Origin of the sequence: Luteipulveratus flavus (assembly GCF_029439465.1) — a bacterium.
Lineage (GTDB): Bacteria > Actinomycetota > Actinomycetes > Actinomycetales > Dermatophilaceae > Luteipulveratus > Luteipulveratus flavus.
The window spans coordinates 73,274-89,362 of the sequence record NZ_JAROAV010000057.1; the positions used below are offsets into that span (position 1 = coordinate 73,274).

17 protein-coding genes and 1 tRNA gene are annotated in these 16,089 nt (G+C 71.9%); 5 read left to right on the forward strand and 13 right to left on the reverse strand.

What is annotated here, in order from left to right; genetic code table 11:
- Nucleotides 1-229 precede the first annotated feature (229 nt).
- Nucleotides 230-308: transfer RNA gene (locus P4R38_RS19850), tRNA-Gln, on the reverse strand.
- Nucleotides 309-382: 74 nt separating this feature from the next.
- Between P4R38_RS19850 and P4R38_RS19855 the strand changes: the two genes are divergently transcribed.
- Nucleotides 383-1,009 (forward strand): TetR/AcrR family transcriptional regulator, encoded by a 627-nt coding sequence (locus P4R38_RS19855; protein ID WP_277193721.1) that lies wholly within the window; start codon nucleotides 383-385, stop codon nucleotides 1,007-1,009.
- 3 nt (nucleotides 1,010-1,012) lie between these two features.
- Here P4R38_RS19855 and P4R38_RS20140 read toward each other — a convergent pair whose 3' ends face one another.
- Nucleotides 1,013-2,188 (reverse strand): methyltransferase domain-containing protein, encoded by a 1,176-nt coding sequence (locus P4R38_RS20140; RefSeq protein WP_409201289.1) that lies wholly within the window; start codon nucleotides 2,186-2,188, stop codon nucleotides 1,013-1,015.
- Nucleotides 2,189-2,341: 153 nt separating this feature from the next.
- Here P4R38_RS20140 and P4R38_RS19870 point away from each other — a divergent pair, with 153 nt between their 5' ends.
- Together P4R38_RS19870 and P4R38_RS19875 are read left to right on the forward strand one after the other, a co-directional pair.
- The gene (locus P4R38_RS19870) at nucleotides 2,342-2,842 is read left to right on the forward strand and encodes a MarR family winged helix-turn-helix transcriptional regulator (RefSeq protein WP_277193722.1); all 501 of its coding nucleotides are present in this window, start codon (nucleotides 2,342-2,344) and stop codon (nucleotides 2,840-2,842) included.
- Nucleotides 2,843-2,899: 57 nt separating this feature from the next.
- Nucleotides 2,900-4,153 (forward strand): acyltransferase family protein, encoded by a 1,254-nt coding sequence (locus P4R38_RS19875; protein ID WP_277193724.1) that lies wholly within the window; start codon nucleotides 2,900-2,902, stop codon nucleotides 4,151-4,153.
- 6 nt (nucleotides 4,154-4,159) lie between these two features.
- On the opposite strand, the gene P4R38_RS19880 is transcribed toward P4R38_RS19875, so the two are convergent.
- Together P4R38_RS19880 and P4R38_RS19885 are read right to left on the reverse strand one after the other, a co-directional pair.
- Complete coding sequence (locus P4R38_RS19880; protein WP_277193725.1) at nucleotides 4,160-5,992, reverse strand: ABC-F family ATP-binding cassette domain-containing protein; 1,833 nt, start codon at nucleotides 5,990-5,992, stop codon at nucleotides 4,160-4,162.
- 61 nt (nucleotides 5,993-6,053) lie between these two features.
- Entirely contained in the window at nucleotides 6,054-6,806 is a 753-nt protein-coding gene (locus P4R38_RS19885) for an MBL fold metallo-hydrolase (RefSeq protein ID WP_277193727.1), read from the reverse strand.
- A 48-nt stretch (nucleotides 6,807-6,854) separates the two neighbouring features.
- On the opposite strand from P4R38_RS19885, the gene P4R38_RS19890 reads away from it, so the two are divergent.
- Entirely contained in the window at nucleotides 6,855-7,190 is a 336-nt protein-coding gene (locus P4R38_RS19890; RefSeq protein ID WP_277193729.1) for a YnfA family protein, read from the forward strand.
- A gap of 102 nt (nucleotides 7,191-7,292) precedes the next feature.
- On the opposite strand, the gene P4R38_RS19895 is transcribed toward P4R38_RS19890, so the two are convergent.
- The 3 genes from P4R38_RS19895 to P4R38_RS19905 form a co-directional block, all read right to left on the reverse strand.
- Nucleotides 7,293-8,108 carry a PRC-barrel domain-containing protein gene (locus tag P4R38_RS19895; protein WP_277193731.1) on the reverse strand — a complete coding sequence of 272 codons (816 nt, stop codon included), beginning with the start codon at nucleotides 8,106-8,108 and terminating at the stop codon, nucleotides 7,293-7,295.
- 313 nt (nucleotides 8,109-8,421) lie between these two features.
- Nucleotides 8,422-8,700 carry a GlsB/YeaQ/YmgE family stress response membrane protein gene (locus P4R38_RS19900; protein WP_275236714.1) on the reverse strand — a complete coding sequence of 93 codons (279 nt, stop codon included), beginning with the start codon at nucleotides 8,698-8,700 and terminating at the stop codon, nucleotides 8,422-8,424.
- Nucleotides 8,701-8,835: 135 nt separating this feature from the next.
- Nucleotides 8,836-9,186 carry a hypothetical protein gene (locus P4R38_RS19905; protein ID WP_275236713.1) on the reverse strand — a complete coding sequence of 117 codons (351 nt, stop codon included), beginning with the start codon at nucleotides 9,184-9,186 and terminating at the stop codon, nucleotides 8,836-8,838.
- A 435-nt stretch (nucleotides 9,187-9,621) separates the two neighbouring features.
- On the opposite strand from P4R38_RS19905, the gene P4R38_RS19910 reads away from it, so the two are divergent.
- Nucleotides 9,622-10,086 carry a hypothetical protein gene (locus P4R38_RS19910; RefSeq protein WP_277193732.1) on the forward strand — a complete coding sequence of 155 codons (465 nt, stop codon included), beginning with the start codon at nucleotides 9,622-9,624 and terminating at the stop codon, nucleotides 10,084-10,086.
- A 15-nt stretch (nucleotides 10,087-10,101) separates the two neighbouring features.
- Here the strand turns inward: P4R38_RS19910 and P4R38_RS19915 are convergent, their stop codons facing one another.
- The 6 genes from P4R38_RS19915 to metG form a co-directional block, all read right to left on the reverse strand.
- Complete coding sequence (locus tag P4R38_RS19915) at nucleotides 10,102-11,037, reverse strand: 4-(cytidine 5'-diphospho)-2-C-methyl-D-erythritol kinase (protein WP_277193733.1); 936 nt, start codon at nucleotides 11,035-11,037, stop codon at nucleotides 10,102-10,104.
- A 71-nt stretch (nucleotides 11,038-11,108) separates the two neighbouring features.
- Entirely contained in the window at nucleotides 11,109-11,960 is an 852-nt protein-coding gene (gene rsmA, locus P4R38_RS19920) for a 16S rRNA (adenine(1518)-N(6)/adenine(1519)-N(6))-dimethyltransferase RsmA (protein ID WP_277193734.1), read from the reverse strand.
- A 92-nt stretch (nucleotides 11,961-12,052) separates the two neighbouring features.
- Entirely contained in the window at nucleotides 12,053-12,886 is an 834-nt protein-coding gene (locus P4R38_RS19925; protein WP_277193735.1) for a resuscitation-promoting factor, read from the reverse strand.
- Nucleotides 12,883-13,062: a hypothetical protein gene (locus P4R38_RS19930; protein WP_277193736.1), complete on the reverse strand. Its 180-nt coding sequence runs from the start codon at nucleotides 13,060-13,062 to the stop codon at nucleotides 12,883-12,885. Before P4R38_RS19930 ends, P4R38_RS19925 begins: the two co-directional genes overlap by 4 nt.
- A gap of 97 nt (nucleotides 13,063-13,159) precedes the next feature.
- Entirely contained in the window at nucleotides 13,160-14,017 is an 858-nt protein-coding gene (locus P4R38_RS19935; RefSeq protein ID WP_277193738.1) for a TatD family hydrolase, read from the reverse strand.
- 8 nt (nucleotides 14,018-14,025) lie between these two features.
- A complete protein-coding gene (gene metG, locus P4R38_RS19940) occupies nucleotides 14,026-16,089 on the reverse strand; it encodes a methionine--tRNA ligase (protein ID WP_277193740.1) in 2,064 nt (687 codons plus the stop codon).

Genomic DNA, 16,089 nt, shown 5'->3' on the forward strand with positions numbered 1-16,089 from the left:
TCCGGGGGGATGGGGGTCAGGCGTACGGGCGCACGAGGACATGCGTCCGGCCGACCAGGCTACCCGTCGACCACGAGTGCACCGCACCAGCCGGGCACGACCGCGTCGCAGGGGCCACGCCGCCACCGGCAAAAGCTGGCGGCGAGCACAGCCATGCGTGTGCCGGGGGCCAACTTCTGCCGGAGGGAGTGGCCGCCGCGTGATGCACGGCGGACGGGCGGCGTACGGGCTCCCCGGGTTGGAATCGAACCAACGTCGCTAATCCTGATTCAAAGTCAGGCGGCCCCTACCAGCAGAGCAACCGGGGAACGGCAGGCCGGCGACGCGCCACGCATCGCGGCCAGGACCACCGCTCAGGGTAGTGGAGCGGGACAATGACCCCATGACCACCAGCGCCCGCGCCCGGATGACCGGCAAGCAACGCCGTGAGCAGCTGATCACGGTGGGCCGCCGGGTCTTCGCCGAGCGCGGCGTCGGGGCGGCCACGGTCGAGGAGATCGCGTCCGAGGCGGGCGTGACCAAGCCGCTGATCTACGAGCACTTCGGCGGCAAGGAGGGCCTGTACGCGGTCGTCGTCGACCGGGAGATGGCGCGGCTGCTCGGCGTCATCGCCGACGCGCTGGACGACACGGACGCCGCGCCGCGGTACCTGCTGGAGCAGGCGACCCTGGCGATGCTGGACTACATCGAGGACTCCCCCGACGGGTTCCGGGTGCTCGCGCACGACTCGCCCTCCTGGCACACGGGTGGCTCGCTCGGCAGCCTGATGTCCGACATCGCGGTCCACATCGAGCAGGCGCTCGCGGCCACCTTCACCAAGAACAAGCTCGACACGCGTACGGCACCGGTCTACGCGCAGATGCTGCTCGGGGCGATCGCGCTGACCGGCGAGTGGTGGCTGGAGTCCGGCCGCAGGATCAAGAAGGCCGAGCTCGCCGCGCACATGGTCAACCTGACCTGGAACGGTCTGACCGGCCTGGAGCAGCAACCCCGCCTCACTCAGCGCTGAGGTTCACGCCTGCTGGATCTCGATGCGGTTGCCGACCGGGTCGTCGGTGTGGAAGCGGCGGACGCCCTCGATGTTCTGGTCCCACCGGACGGCTCCGCCCGCGTCCGCGACGACGCCGGCGAGCGCGTCCACGTCCTCGACGAGCAGGCACGGGTGGGCCTTGCACGCCGGCCGGAAGTCCTCCTCGACGCCGCAGTGGATCTGCGCCACACCGGCCCGGAACCAGCAGCCGCCGCGAGCCCGCAGCGCCGGCGGCTTCTCGATCTCGGTCAGGCCGAGGACGCCAGAGTAGAAAGCCCGCAGCCGCTCCTCCGAGCCCGCCGGGCACGCCACCTGGACGTGGTGCAGGCCGCGGACGCTCGTCACCTTCTCCGTGGAGTCACCGCCACCGGCGACCTGGCCCACCGCGAAGATCCGGCGGAACGGGAAGGGCGTCCCGTACGCCGACCGCGGGTACTCGCGGGCCAGCCGGGCACGTAGGTCGTCCAGGAACGCCTCCCGCTCGGCGCCCTCCAGCAGGTCGAGCAGCGGGCGCAGGGCCGTGCCCTTGACCCACTCCAGGACGGGAGCGTCCTGCTCGCCGGCCGGGTCGAGAACCTGCAGGTACGTCGTCTCCCAGACGTCCAGGCGGGGGCAGGACGGCGCGAGCAGGTCGGCGTACGAGGCGGGCTCGCCGGCCGGCGCCTCCCGCAACGCGGCGGTCAGCTCGGCGCCGCGGGGCTGGGCTGCGGCCACCTCCCGGATCGCGACGTGCGAGGGCGCGGCGAAGTTGCCGGGCACCTGCATCGCGAACCAGCCGCCGGGCGCGAGCGCCTCCAGCCAGCGCGGGACGAGCTCGCGGTGCGTGGGCACCCACTGGAGAGTGGCGTTGCTGATCACGACGTCCGGGCTGCCGACCGCCGCGAGATCCCACGCTGCGACGTCCGCGTGCACCCACTCGACCCGGGCGTCGCGGTCCAGCGCCCGAGCGCGCTCGAGCATGTCCACCGAGCTGTCGACGCCGACGACCCGCGCGGCGGGCCAGCGCTGTGCCATCGCCAGCGTGAGCGGTCCGTTGCCGCACCCGAGATCGACCACGAGAGAGGGGTTCTCGGCCCCGACGCGGTCGAGCAGATCGAAGAACGGACGAGTGCGGTGGTCGGCGAACCGCTCGTACTGCGCCGGGTCCCAGACAGCCATGACGTACCTCCTTGTACGACGATGCCCCACCGCCGAACCGCCGCGCGCGAGAGGCGCTGCGCCGCGCGAGCCGGCCGCGGGATTTATCTTGATATCAAGATACTGCTGGATGTCTTGATGTCAAGAAACTTGACGGCGCCTAGACTGCGGCGCATGACAGCGCGCGGGCAGGACGAGGTCGACCGGATCGTCGACGCCTGGCAGCGGGAGCGACCCGACCTCGACGTCGCCCCGCTGCACGTCCTCTCCCGGATCTCCCGGGTGGCGCGCCGGCTGGACCAGACCCGAGGCACGGCGTTCGCCCGGCACGACGTGGAGGGGTGGGAGTTCGACGTCCTGTCGGCGCTGCGGCGGGCCGGGACGCCGTACGAGCTCTCCCCCGGCGCGCTCGTCCAGCAGACGCTGGTCACCAGCGGCACGATGACCAACCGGGTGGACCGGCTGGAGAACCGTGGCCTCGTCCGCCGCCGGCCCGCCCCCAACGACCGGCGCGGGGTCCTGGTAGAGCTCACCGACGAGGGCCGGGACCTGGTGGACGCGGTCATGGCCGACCTGCTGGCGCGGGAGCAGGAGCTGCTCAGCCACCTGCCCACCCGCGACCGCGAGCGCCTCGCCGTCGGCCTGCGCACCCTGCTGGGCGAGCTCGAGGGCTGAGCACGCCGCGGCGCGATGTCGTCGCCGGCGGGGACGGGCACGTAAGGTAGCCCGTCGATGACCTCCCCCGCACCAGCGCGTGGCCCGCACGCCAAGAAGCCCGAGCTCCGTGCTCTGACCGGTCTTCGAGCGGTCGCCGCCCTCGCGGTGGTGCTCTCGCACACCGGTATCCCCCGCAACGCACCCGAGCCGCTCCACCACCTCGTGGCGTGGGGATACATCGGCGTGCCGCTGTTCTTCCTGCTGTCCGGCTTCGTGCTGGCCTACAACTACCCCCAGCTGCACTTCCACGACCGACGTCGCACGGCGCTGTTCTACATCGCCCGGGTCGCGCGGGTCATGCCGCTGTACTGGGTGATGGTCGCCTACTGCGCCGTGTACTACTTCGCGATCGGTCACGAGCAGTACCACGGCGCCCTGCTGCAGAACCTGCTCGCGGTCCAGACCTGGGGCCCCGACGTGGACGCCGCCCTGAACTACTACAACGGTCCCGGCTGGTCCATCGGCGTCGAGCTGTTCTTCTACCTCCTCTTCCCGTTCGTGGCGCCGCTGGTGGCACGGGTCGCGCGCCGCTGGTCCGTCCGCGGTCTGGTAGCCGTGATCGCCGCGGCCACCCTCGCCCTCGTCCTCGTGTGGGCGTACTTCGTCCTGACCGGTCGCGCGGAGCTGCCCTCGAAGGACCCGGGCTCGGCCCATCGCTGGCTCTACCGCAACCCGCTGCCGCACCTGGCCGAGTTCGTCACCGGCCTGGCCCTCGCGCACCTGCTGCCACGCCTGCGCCAGTGGCCGGCCGCCGGGCATCACGTGGTCCAGACCGTCGTTGTCGCGTACGTGCTCGGCCTGGCGATGTTCCGCCCCACCACGTCGCAGGCGGTGAACTCGGGCTCCTTCGGCGCGCTCTTCCTGCTGCCGTTCGCGCTGGGCATCCTGTCGCTGGCCTCCGGCCAGGGCTGGCTCGCCCGGTGGTGCAGCACCCGGGCCATGGTGGCGCTCGGGACCGCCAGCTACGCGCTCTACATCACGCATCGCTGGCTGGTGTGGCAGCTGTCGAGCGGGAAGGTCATCCAGTCCGCTCCCGGGCTGCGCGGGTACGCCGCGCTCGCCGTCACCCTGGCCGTCCTGCTGGTGGTCGCCGAGGGTGCCCACCGCTACGTCGAGGTCCCGGCCCGCCGCGGCATCATGACGCTCACGCACCGGGTCCTGAGCCGGCGCGAGGCTCGCGCCAACGTCGCCAACGTCGCCAACGCCGAGCCGTCGGCCCCGCACGTCGAGGCGTCGGCCCCCCGTCCGGCCGCCGACGCCCGGTCCTGAGGTCCCTCAGCCGGCGACCTCGGCCGCCTCGAGCCACTCGGCCTCCAGCTGCTCGCGCTCGGCGTGCAGCTCGCGCAGCTGCTCGCTGAGCCGCGCCGACTCCGCGTGGTCCTGGGCTGCCTGCACCATCCGGTCGTGCAGCCGGCTCTCCCGCTCCTCCGTCCGGGACAGCGCGCGCTCGATCCGCGCGAGATCCTTGCGCGCCTCCCGCTGCTGAGCGGGCGAGTACGCCGACTCCGCGGCACCCGTCGTGACCCCGGCCGCGGACGAGGTCGGCACCGCCGCCGAGGACCGCGTCCCCGCCGTACGCGCCTGCTGCTCGTGCCGTAGCTCCAGGTACTGCTCGACCCCGCCCGGCAGCTCGCGGATCCGGCCGTCGCCGAGTAGGGCGAGCTGGCGGTCACACATCCGCTCCAGCAGGTACCGGTCGTGGGAGACCACCAGGAGCGTCCCCGCCCAGCCGTCCAGGACGTCCTCGATCGAGGTCAGCGTCTCGATGTCCAGGTCGTTCGTGGGCTCGTCCAGCAGCAGGACGTTCGGCTCGGCCATCAGCAGGCGCAGCAGCTGCAGCCGTCGGCGCTCGCCGCCGGACAGGTCGCTCACCCGGGTCTGCTGCCGCGGCCCGCTGAACCCCAGCCGCTTGGCGAGCTGGCTCGCGCTGATCTCCTTGCCGTCCAGCACGGTGTACGAGCGCACGTCGGTGATCGCGTCGATGACCGTGCGGCCGGCGACCTGCTCCAGCTCGCGGACCTCCTGGGTGAGGTAGGCGAGCTGGACGGTGCGCCCCTCCTTGCGCTTGCCCGCATCCAGCGGGACCAGCCCGGCGATCGCCCGCAGCAGGGTCGACTTGCCGGCGCCGTTGACGCCGACGATGCCGGTCCGCTCTCCCGGCGCGAGCCGCCAGGTCTGCCGGTCCAGGATCGTCCGCTCCCCGATCAGGACGGTCGCGTCGATCAGGTCGACGACGTCCTTGCCCAGCCGGGTGGTCGCGAACCGGGTCAGCGCGACGTCGTCGCGCGGCTCCGGCTCGGACTTGATGAGCTCGTTGGCGGCCTCGATCCGGAACTTCGGCTTGCTGGTCCGCGCCGGCGCGCCGCGGCGCAACCATGCCAGCTCCTTGCGCAGCAGGTTGTCGCGGCGCTCCTGGGTCACGGCCGCGATCCGGGCCCGCTCGGCCTTGGCGAGGACGTACGCGGCGTACCCGCCCTCGTACTGCTCCACGCGGCCGTCGACGACCTCCCAGGTGTTGGTCGAGGTGGCGTCCAGGAACCACCGGTCGTGGGTGATCGCGACGAACGCGCTGTCGGGGCGGGTCCGGCGCTGGACCAGGAAGTCGGCCAGCCACTGCACACCCTCCACGTCCAGGTGGTTGGTCGGCTCGTCCAGCAGCAGCAGGTCGGGGTCGTCCACGAGCAGTCGGGCCAGCCCGACGCGGCGCCGCTCGCCGCCCGAGAGCGGGCCGATCACCGCGTCCGGCCCGCCGAGCGCGGCGAGGTCCAGACCACCGAGCAGACCGTTCATGATGTCGCGGATGCGGGGGTCCCCGGCCCACTCGTGCTCGGCGCGGTCGCCGAGGACGGCCTGCGCGACGGTGGCACCGGGAGGCAGCGCGTCCTCCTGCGTCAGGACGCCGACCGTCAGTCCGCCCACGCGGGTGACGCGTCCGGAGTCGATCGGTTGGCTCCCCAGCAGCACCTTCAGCAGGGTCGACTTGCCGCCCCCGTTTCGCCCGACGACGCCGATGCGGTCGCCGCCGCCGATGCCGAGGGAGACCTCGTCCAGGATGTGCCGGGTGCCGAGGGTCAGAGAGACACGCTCGGCGGAGAGGAGGTTCGCCATAGTGGTCCGAGCCTAGGTGCGCGCGGCCGTTCTCCCCGCATCGGCGCCCTGGCGCCGGCGCTCAGCCCGCCGCGCGGTCGAGGTCGACCTCCAGCCCGCGAGCAGCCACCCGCACCGGGCCCGCGAAGGACGCCCGCGCCGCGTCCACGGACGCCGCCGGGTCGGTGCCCGGCCACAGGTGGGTCAGCATCAGCGACCGGGCGCCGGCTCGCTGCGCCCATGTCCCTGCCTCGGCCGCCGTCAGCAGGTTGCGGTCGGGTCGCTCCGTCTCCCCCGGGCGGTCGGTGGCGTCCAGGACGAACGGGTCGGCGCCCTCGCCGAGGTCCAGGAGCGCGTCGTCCGGGCCGGTGTCCGTGGCGTAGGCGAGGACCAGTCCCTCGGTCACCAGGCGCAGACCCACGGTCGGGACGAAGTGCGGCAGCGGCAGCGCCGTCAGGTGCAACGGACCCAGGTCGTACTCGCCCGGCAGCGGACGGTGCTCGAACACCGCGGCCAGGTCGACGTCGGGCTCGATGCCCGCCAAGCGGTCGAGCACCCCGTCGGGGCAGTACAGCGGCAGCCGGGGCGCGCCGGGGTGGCCGTAGTGCCGCAGCCGGAACAGGCCGTGCAGGTCGATGCAGTGGTCCGGGTGCTCGTGCGTGACGAGCACCGCGTCCACGTCGCCGTCCGGGACGCGGGCCAGCAGCTGCGGCAGGGTCGCGTACCCCAGGTCGAGCACGATGCGCACCCCGTCCCACTCCAGCAGGAACCCGCTGCTCGCCTGCCCCGCGGGCGCCCACCCGCCGGAGGCACCCAGCACGACCAGACGACGCATCCGCCCACTGTCCCAGGCACCGAGCGCGTCAGCGGGACAATCGGTGTCATGACGGTCGCCCGCTCGCTCCTACTGTTCGTCGCCGCCGCGCTCGCCGAGATCGGCGGGGCCTGGCTGGTCTGGCAGGGCGTGCGGGAGCACCGCGGGTGGGTGTGGATCGGCGCCGGCATCGCCGCCCTCGGCGTCTACGGGTTCGTCGCGACCCTGCAGCCGGACGCGCACTTCGGGCGGATCCTCGCGGCGTACGGCGGTGTGTTCGTCGCCGGGTCGCTGCTGTGGGGCATGGTCGTGGACGGGTACCGACCGGACCGCTGGGACGTCGCCGGCGCCCTCGTCTGCCTGGCCGGCGTCGCGCTGATCATGTACGCCCCGCGCCCGGGCTGATCGACAGGAGACGACCTGGGGCCGGCACGCGCAGTCGCGTGCCGGCCCGAGCCGTCCGGGTCACCGGCCCGAGGGCCGATCACCAGGATCTGAAAGGTGCGGTCAGAGCGTCCGCCGGCCGTCCGTGCCGTCGACACCGTCGACGCCGTCCGTGGTCGTCCGCTCCGGACGCAGCTCGCCGTCCGTGGTCGTCCGCTCCGGACGCAGCTCGCCGTCCGCCGTGGTCGACTCGGGACGCAGCTCACCGTCCGTGGTCGTCCGCTCCGGACGCAGCTCGCCGTCCGCAGCACCCGGGACGCCCGCGGCACCATGAGTGCCCTGCTCGGTGGTGACGTGCCGACGCAGTCGCGACCGACCCGGCTCACGCTGCTCGGTGCCGGCGGGGAACGGCTCCTCCGACCGCGTGCCGGCCTCGCCGGCCGTCAGGCCGGTGGTGTCGCCACCGACCGTGCCGGCCTGCGTCCCCACGCGGTCCGTGCCGTCGTGGTCGGTCCGCAGGTCGGACGAGCGCTCGGCGGGCGTGCCCACCAGGCCGCCCTCGACGTCGCGGCCGCCGAGGTGGTCGGTCGTGCCCGACTCACCCTGCAGGCCACCCGCGCTCTGGTCGTCCAGCCCGTAGTGGCGGTACAGCTGGTCCTCGTCCTCGGGGTCCAGGTGGCTCTCCGCGTCCACCCGAGGAGCGTCCTTGACGACGTCCTTGGTGTAGGGGACGTCGAGCCGGTCGCCCGACACCTGCGCCTGGCTCAGCGGGACGAAGGACTCCTTCATCCCGAAGAGCCCGGTCTTCACGGTGAGCCAGTCCGGCCGACCGGTGGCGTCGTCCAGGTAGACCTGGCCGACCTTGCCGATGTGCTCGTTCTCGAGTCCGTACACGTCCTTGCCGATGACGTCGTTGATCTGGTTCTGGTCGATGGTCATACATCTTCCTTTCAACGGTGGGTCCGCGAGCGGCGTTGCGCCGCAACAGTGCTCGACGGTCTTGGCGTGCTTCCGCGCGACCTGGCGGTCGGGGGCGGAGGGACGAGGCCGGCTGCTTGACCTCGAGTCGAAACGGTGTGGTCCCGGTGCTCGTCGTCGCTGGGGATCCAGGACGAACGGGCCTCACGCGTACGACGTGTGTGTGCTCCTCGGGGCTACCCCGGAGCGAGAACTTCGATCACGGCCGCGGGGGCCGCCTATGGCAGCGGCCCGGCCCCCGCGCAGGGGCCGGGCCGCTCTCAGCCGGTGCAGATCAGATGCGCGAGCGCGAGCCGCGGCCGATCGAACCGGTGTAGACACCGATACCGATGGCGGCCAGCGCGACGCTGATGAGCAGCGGGATCCACTTGATGCCGCCGTTGTCGTCCACACCGAGCAGCTGGTAGCTGATGAATCCACCCAGGAGCGCGGCAACGATGCCGATGAGGATGGTCGCGACCCAGCCGATGCCCTGACGTCCCGGAAGAACGAGTCGAGCGAGAACGCCGACGACCAGTCCGATCAGGATCCAGAGAATGATGTTGGTGAGCACTGATTCATCTCCTTTGTGGGCCGCTACGGCGGCCATTTGGCGCCCGCGCCGGGGGTGGACGCGGGACATTCGGGGGGACGGTGCGGGCCGGTGGGGCCTGCCCGTCCGGGACGGGTGGTCTGTGCGGGTCGGTGCCTACGCGGCGGGCATCGGGAGATCCGACTCCTCGCCGGACTCCGCCTCCGCGTCACGTCGCTGTCGCAGCTCGGCGATGACCTGCTTCTCCCAGCGACGCAGGTTGCGCTGACGCTGCAGCTCGTCGGTCGGTGCGGGAAGCGGGGTGAGCCGGCGCTGGTCCTCGACGTGCTTGAGCTGAATGATCAGCTCACGCTGGGTCATCGACCCCACCAGAGCAGTCAGCGCCGAGCTCGCCGGACGACGACCGAGGTCGTGGCGGCGGGGCCGCAGCGCGGACGCGCTGCTGGTCACGGGGCGGGCTGCGCTGTGGAACAACGCCTGCGGAAGGTGGCTCTCGAGCAGGGGCATCGCCGGTCTAACTCCCTCGTCAGCGGCTTGGTGGGTCAACGACGGAGTACAACCTTGCACACCTGTGCAGACTTTGTCGAGCGTTCTGTAAAGGGTTTGTTCACACCTGGTTCCGGCCGGGCCGCGGGCCGCGGGAGGCGGGGTGAAGCTCCCTCCAGGCCTCCGGGTTGGCATCTACCCGAATGGACTCAGAAGTATGCACAACCGATGTCTCGCCATTCGAGACTCGCGGGAACTCGGCCTGTCAGGCGCCCACGAAGTGCGCTCGAAGGCTCAGCCCGGCGGCCCGACCATCCCCGGGAACGCGGCTGTTTCCGGCGTGAATGCAGGGGGTAGGACACGGTCGGCGGTGCGCCGCTGGGAGGGGTACGTCGTGCACGATCCGCGCCTGCACCGCCCCGGCAGCCACCCGTTCTGACCCACAGGAGGTACGTCATGATCGCCGTCGCCCTGCTCCTGCTCGTTCTCGCCGCACTGCTGGTCGTGTGGTTCGCCATCGCCTCGGGCGATGCCCCGGACGTCGACCTGTCGGCGGCCAACCTGGACGTCCACGTCAGCCCGCTCGTGGTCTTCCTGCTCGGCGCACTCGCCATGGCTCTCGTCCTGGCCGCCCTGCGCTCGTTCGTCGCCGGCAGCCGGCGGGGCGTCCAACGGCGCCGGGAGCGCAAGGAGCTGCGCCAGGAGGCGCAGGACGCGCAGGCCGAGCGCGACGCGGCCATCGCCGACCGTGCGCGCGAGCAGGACCGTCTCGACCACCGCGAGCCCGTCGACGACGCACGGCCCGTCAGGGACCGGTACGACGACGCCGGAGACGCACGCCTGGTCAGCGACCGGTACGACGACGGGCAGGCGGACGGGCAGGGTCGCTACGGCGACACGCCTCCCGACGTACGCCGGTAGCGGCGGGAACAGCGGTCAGCGGACGGTGACGTCGCTCAGCAGCTGAGCGCCGGCGACCGGGCCGCGGGCGTGGACGAGGTCATCGGCAATGCCGTCGGCGGACAGCGCCACCATCAGGTCGAGTGCGCCGGCCCGGTCACGAGCCAGGAACGCGACTGTCGGCCCGGACCCGGACACCGTCGTGGCGAGTGCGCCGTGCGAGAGCCCGGCCGCCATCGTCTGCTGCAGCTGCGGGTCCAGTGAGCACGCGGCCGGCTCCAGGTCGTTCATCAGCGCCAGCGAGAGCCGGTCGACGTCGCCCGCCCGTAGCGCGGCCATCAGCTCCTCGGACGGCTGTGGCTCCGGCAGGTCCTCGCCGTCGCGCAGCCGGTCGATCTCCGCGTACACGTCGGCAGTCGAGAGCCCGCCGTGGTGCAGCGCGAACACCCAGTGGAACGTGCCCTGAGTCAGGACCGGGACGACCTGCTCGCCGCGTCCGGAGCCGATCGCCGTGCCGCCGGTGAGCAGGAAGGGGACGTCGCTGCCGAGCTCGGCGGCCGCCTCGTCCAGCTCGGCCCGGCTCAGCTCGGACTGCCACAGCGCGTCGCACGCCACCAGGGCCCCCGCCGCGTCGGCCGAGCCCCCGGCCATGCCGCCGGCGACCGGGATCGTCTTGTCGATGGTGATGTGGACGGCCTCGTCGACCTCGGCCAGCTGTGCCACCGCCCGGGCGGCGCGCAGCGCGAGGTTCGTCTCGTCTGTCGGTACGCGATCCGCGTACGGGCCGAGGCAGGTGAGGCCCCACTCCTGCGCGGGCTCGACGGTGACGACGTCGAACAGGTCGACCGCGTGGTAGACGGTGGACAGGCCGTGGAACCCGTCGGAGCGGCGCGGACCGACCCGGAGCTCGAGGTTGACCTTGGCGGGCACGCGGACGCTCACCCCACGAGGTGGCAGGACCGGTGCGCTCATGCGGCCCACCCTAGAGCCACCCCTCGGCGGTCCCGACTCCCCTCCGGCCGGCGCTCGTCCGACACGCCGGGTCAGCCTCGGGCTGCGGCGATCCGCGCGAAGTCGGAGACGCCCAGCCGCTCACCGCGGGTCCGCGGGTCGATCCCGGCGGCGTTCAGCGCCTCCTCGGCCGCCGTCGCCGACCCGGCCCACCCGGCCAGGGCGGCCCGCAGCGTCTTGCGCCGCTGCGCGAAGGCGGCATCGATGCAGGCGAACACCTCCTGGCGTGTCGCGGTCGTCTCCGGGGGGTCGCGCCGGACCAGCGACACCAGGCCGGAGTCGACGTTCGGGGCGGGCCAGAACACGTGCCGCCCGACCCGGTCGGCCAGCCTGACGTCGGCGTACCAGGCGGCCTTGACGCTCGGCACGCCGTACACCTTCGAGCCGGGCGTCGCGGCCAGCCGCTCGGCGACCTCCAGCTGCACCATCACCAGAACGCGCTCGATCGTCGGGAACCGCTCCAGGAAGGACAGCACGACCGGGACCGACACGTTGTACGGGAGGTTCGCCACCAGCGCCGTGGGCTGCGGGTCCGGCAGGCTCGTCACCGTCATGGCGTCCGCGGTGACCAGGGCGAGCCGGTCGGCGTACGCGGGTGCGTGCCGCTGCACGGTCTGCGGGAGCTCGGCCGCCAGCGCAGGGTCGACCTCGACGGCGGTCACGTGGGCGGCCGCCCCGAGCAGCGCCAGCGTCAGGGAACCCAGACCGGGCCCGACCTCGACCACGCTGTCCTGCGGTCCGACACCCGAGAGGCGGACGATCTTGCGGACCGTGTTGGCGTCGATGACGAAGTTCTGCCCCCACTGCTTGGTCGGTCTGATGCCGAGCCGGCCGGCGATCTCACGGATCTCGGTCGCGCCCAGCAGCCGGGGTTCGTCGGTCATGGGTGGTCACTCTATGGGCCGGGCGGAGAGACGAAGGCGCCGCCGGACCCCACGAAGGGAAAGGTCCGGCGGCGCCAGCTCGTGGGCTGCCCTCAGGCAGCGTCGCGGCAGCCCCAGGGCTGCAGGCCGCGCTCGTCGTACACGCGGTTGGCCACGGTGATCTGCTCACCGCGCGAGGCCAGGTCGGGGCGGGAGGCGAAGTCGCCACCACCGGCGCCACGCCAGGTCTGCAGGTCGAACTGCAGGCCGCCGTAGTAGCCGTTGCCCGAGTTGATGCTCCAGTTGCCGCCGGACTCGCACTCGGCGATGCGGTCCCACATCGAGGCGCGGCGCATGTCCAGCCCGCTGGAGGAGTCGCCGCTCGGCTCGTCCGGGGTCGGCGTCGGCGTCGGGGTCGGGGCACTGCGGCGCGGAGCCGGCTGCGGCGCGGCCTCCTTGGTGCCGACCAGCACGATGCGGTCGGTGGCCTTGTCGGTGGTCGTGGTGTCCACGACCTTGGTCCGGACGACGTCGCCGCGCACGAGCGTCTGGCGGATCGTCACGACCTGAGTGCCGTTCTCGCCGCCGCGGCTGACCTTCGTGCTGCCCTTGGCGAGGTCGTTCGTCTCGACCCGCCGGGTGTCGTAGTGCACGACCCGGGTCTGCTTCACCTCGCGGGTGGTGATGGAGTCGCTCGCCTGGTGGCGCGACGCCCGCTGCGGCGCCTTCGTCGAGCTGCTCGGCGTGGCCGTGGGGGTCGCGGTGGTGCTCGTCGAGGACTTCGCCGGCTCGGGAAGGATCCCGGAGTCGTCCTTGGACTGCTTCGGCAGCTGCAGGTTGGCCTGGGCGTCACCCGGTCCCTGCGAACCGCAGCCGGCCAGAGCGGTCACGGACAGCAGGGCCACGGCAGCGGTGCGGACGGTGGACTTCTTGGTGCTGGGACTCACGGTTCTCCGATGTCGTGCGGCCCCTCGGCGACCAGGACGCGGGGCAGCGGACAGCAGCGGATCGATCTCGTCTCGCTGAGGTCCGTGACGACGCCGCCGTACGGCGTCCCACCCACGGGTCCGGGCTGCGGACCGCGTCCGAGCAGGCTGATCGCGCTCGGGTTGGACCTGACCACCGTGCCTACCGAGGCACGGAAGGTCAAGTTCTGGTCACGAAACGGGCACCGGACGGGCCCGGTCCGCTGTCCTTCCCAGCCCCGGCGACCGCGTCGCTCACCAGGGGCCGAAGACCCGCTCGCTGTTGTCGGAGATCGCCCGGCACAGCGACGGCACGTCGACGTTCAGCACGCCCGCCATCGCTCGTACGGTCAGCGGCACGAGGTACGGCGCGTTGGTCGCCCCGCGGTGGGGCGACGGGGTGAGGTACGGCGCGTCCGTCTCGACCAGCACCTGCTCCAGCGGAGTGATCGACAGGGCGTTGCGCAGCGACCGCGCGTTCTTGAAGGTCACCGTCCCGGCGAAGGAGAGGAAGTAGCCCCGCTGGATGCACTCGCGGGCCATCTCGATGTCACCCGAGAAGCAGTGCAGGACGGTCTGGTCCGGCGCTCCCTCCTCGCTCAGGATGCGCAGCACGTCCTCGTGCGAGTCGCGGTCGTGGATCTGCAGCGCCTTGCCGCTCCGCTTGGCGAGGTCGATGTGCCAGCGGAATGAGTCCTGCTGTGCCGCAACGCCTTCCGGCCCCGTACGGAAGTAGTCCAGACCGGTCTCGCCGATGACCCGGATGCGCGGGTGCGACGCGATCTGCTCGATCTCGTCCCACGCCTCCTGCAGCCGTCCGGCGTCGTGCAGCCGCGGCGCCTCGTTGGGGTGGATGGCCACCCCGCCGAGCAGCTCGGGGTGCTCGTCGACGACCTTCGCGGTGAAGCGGGCGCCGTCCAGGTCGCAGCCGATCTGGACCATCCGGTCGACCCCGACCGCGACCGCCTCGTCGATGACCTGACGGACGTCGGGGAGGGGGCCGCCGTCGCGGGCGATGTCGAGGTGGGTGTGGTTGTCGACGACCGCCAGCGGGAGCCGGTCGGGGGCCGCCGGCCTGTCGCCGTGATGGCCCGTCTCGTACCCCTTGCTCATGGGGTCGCTCAGCTCTCGTCGGCGTGCGTCGCCGGCCCGGTCGGGGTGGTCGGGACGGCGTCGCCGGGGTGGGCGCCATCGGTCTCCAGCCTGTGATCAACGTCACCCGACGGGTGCTGCCCCGCGAGCCGCGCGAGCTCTTCCTCCACCACGCTCGGGTCGAGCTTGACGAACACCGGAGCGGGCTTGCCGACGGGCGAGCCGACCACGACCGGATGACGCTCCCAGCGCGGCGTCGCCGAGTAGTCGCCGGTGATGATCGGGTACGGGCGGTCGTCGTCCAGGTCGCGGACCTGCTCGGTCCGCGGCATCGGCATGAACTCGCCCTCGCCGCCGAGCACCAGGTGCACGCGGTTCGCGGCGTGCGGCAGGAACGGCGCGAGGATCGTGTTGAGGTCGCTCACCAGCTGCGCCAGCGTGTGCAGGATCGTCGCCAGCCGCTCCTGCTGCGACTCCTCCTTCAGCTTGAACGGCTCGGTGTCGGAGACGTACTTGTTCGCCTCGCCGACCAGCCGCATCGCCTCGGCCAGCGCTGCCTTCTGCCGGTGCTTGCCGACCAGGGCGCCCACCGAGCCGAAGCCGTCCGCGACGGTCCGGAGGACCTTCTCGTCGACGTCCGCGAGCGGGCCCGGAGCGGGGATCTCGCCGAACTTCTTGTGGATCATGCTCGCGGTGCGGTTGACCAGGTTGCCCCAGCCCGCGACCAGCTCGGAGTTGTTGCGCTGGACGAACTCCGCCCAGGTGAAGTTGGAGTCCTGCGTCTCCGGACCGGCCGCCGAGATGAAGTAGCGCAGCGGGTCCGGGCCGTACCGGGCGATGACGTCCTGCACGTAGATGACGTGGCCGCGCGAGGTGGAGAACTGCTTGCCCTCCATGGTCAGGAACTCGCTGGAGACCACCTCGGTCGGCAGCCGCAGGTCGCCGTACGGCCCCGGCTCGCCGCCGCGTGCGCCCTTGCCGTCGTACGCGAGCAGCTCCGCCGGCCAGATCTGGGAGTGGAAGACGATGTTGTCCTTCCCCATGAAGTAGGCATGTCTCGCTCCTGCGTCGCGATTCATGCCTACTTCCGATGTCTTTGGGGCTTCGCTCCTGCGGTCGGGGGTGCCTCCTTCGTCGACTCCCCCGACCTCCGTCGGCTGCGCCGAGTCCGCTGGCGTAGCGGTCGGGTTCGCGTGTCCGGTCGCTGCTGCGCCCGTGTTCCACCAGTCGCGCCAGCGGTCCTCGTCGCCGAGGCGGCGGGCCCACTCGATGGACGCGGAGAGGTAGCCGATCACCGCGTCGAACCAGACGTAGAACCGCTTGGTGTCCCAGCCCTGGACAGGGATCTCGATGCCCCAGTCGATGTCGCGGGTCATCGCGCGCGGCCGGATGTCCTCCAGGATGTTCTGGCTGAACTTGATGACGTTCGGACGCCAGTCGCCGCTGGCCTCCCGCTCGTCCAGCCAGACGGTGAGCGCGTCCTTCAGCGCCGGCAGGTCCAGGAAGAAGTGCTGGGTCTCGATGAACTCCGGCGTCTCACCGTTGATCTTGCTGCGCGGGTCGATCAGGTCGGTCGGGTCGAGCTGGTTGCCGCAGTTGTCGCACTGGTCGCCGCGCGCCTCGGGGAACCCGCAGATCGGGCAGGTGCCCTCGATGTAGCGGTCCGGCAGCGTCCGGCCCGTCGACGGGCTGATCGCACCCCGCGTGGTCTGCTCGACCATGTAGCCGTTGCGGCGGATCGTCTCGAACATCTCCTGCACGACCGCGTGATGGTTCGCCGTCGTCGTCCGCGTGAACAGGTCGTAGGACAGGCCGAGGTCGGTGAGGTCCTGGACGATGACGGCGTTGTACTTGTCGACCAGCTCTCGCGGGGTCACACCCTCCTGATCGGCGAGGACGAGGATCGGGGTGCCGTGCTCGTCGGTGCCGCTGACCATCAGGACGTCGTGCCCCAGCATCCGCATGTACCGGCTGAACACGTCGGACGGGACACCGAAACCGGCGACGTGACCGATGTGGCGCGGGCCGTTGGTGTACGGCCATGCGACCGCCGTCAGGACCTTCTGCGGCGTCTGCGGGCTGGCGTTGCTCAT

Bases quoted from the DNA above. Each gene is read 5' to 3' on its own strand.
- P4R38_RS19855 (WP_277193721.1), top strand. From the start codon at position 383: ATGACCACCAGCGCCCGCGCCCGGATGACCGGCAAGCAACGCCGTGAG.
- P4R38_RS20140 (WP_409201289.1), bottom strand. From the start codon at position 2,188: ATGGCTGTCTGGGACCCGGCGCAGTACGAGCGGTTCGCCGACCACCGC.
- P4R38_RS19870 (WP_277193722.1), top strand. From the start codon at position 2,342: ATGACAGCGCGCGGGCAGGACGAGGTCGACCGGATCGTCGACGCCTGG.
- P4R38_RS19875 (WP_277193724.1), top strand. From the start codon at position 2,900: ATGACCTCCCCCGCACCAGCGCGTGGCCCGCACGCCAAGAAGCCCGAG.
- P4R38_RS19880 (WP_277193725.1), bottom strand. From the start codon at position 5,992: ATGGCGAACCTCCTCTCCGCCGAGCGTGTCTCTCTGACCCTCGGCACC.
- P4R38_RS19885 (WP_277193727.1), bottom strand. From the start codon at position 6,806: ATGCGTCGTCTGGTCGTGCTGGGTGCCTCCGGCGGGTGGGCGCCCGCG.
- P4R38_RS19890 (WP_277193729.1), top strand. From the start codon at position 6,855: ATGACGGTCGCCCGCTCGCTCCTACTGTTCGTCGCCGCCGCGCTCGCC.
- P4R38_RS19895 (WP_277193731.1), bottom strand. From the start codon at position 8,108: ATGACCATCGACCAGAACCAGATCAACGACGTCATCGGCAAGGACGTG.
- P4R38_RS19905 (WP_275236713.1), bottom strand. From the start codon at position 9,186: ATGCCCCTGCTCGAGAGCCACCTTCCGCAGGCGTTGTTCCACAGCGCA.
- P4R38_RS19910 (WP_277193732.1), top strand. From the start codon at position 9,622: ATGATCGCCGTCGCCCTGCTCCTGCTCGTTCTCGCCGCACTGCTGGTC.
- P4R38_RS19915 (WP_277193733.1), bottom strand. From the start codon at position 11,037: ATGAGCGCACCGGTCCTGCCACCTCGTGGGGTGAGCGTCCGCGTGCCC.
- rsmA (WP_277193734.1), bottom strand. From the start codon at position 11,960: ATGACCGACGAACCCCGGCTGCTGGGCGCGACCGAGATCCGTGAGATC.
- P4R38_RS19935 (WP_277193738.1), bottom strand. From the start codon at position 14,017: ATGAGCAAGGGGTACGAGACGGGCCATCACGGCGACAGGCCGGCGGCC.
- metG (WP_277193740.1), bottom strand. From the start codon at position 16,089: ATGAGCAACGCCAGCCCGCAGACGCCGCAGAAGGTCCTGACGGCGGTC.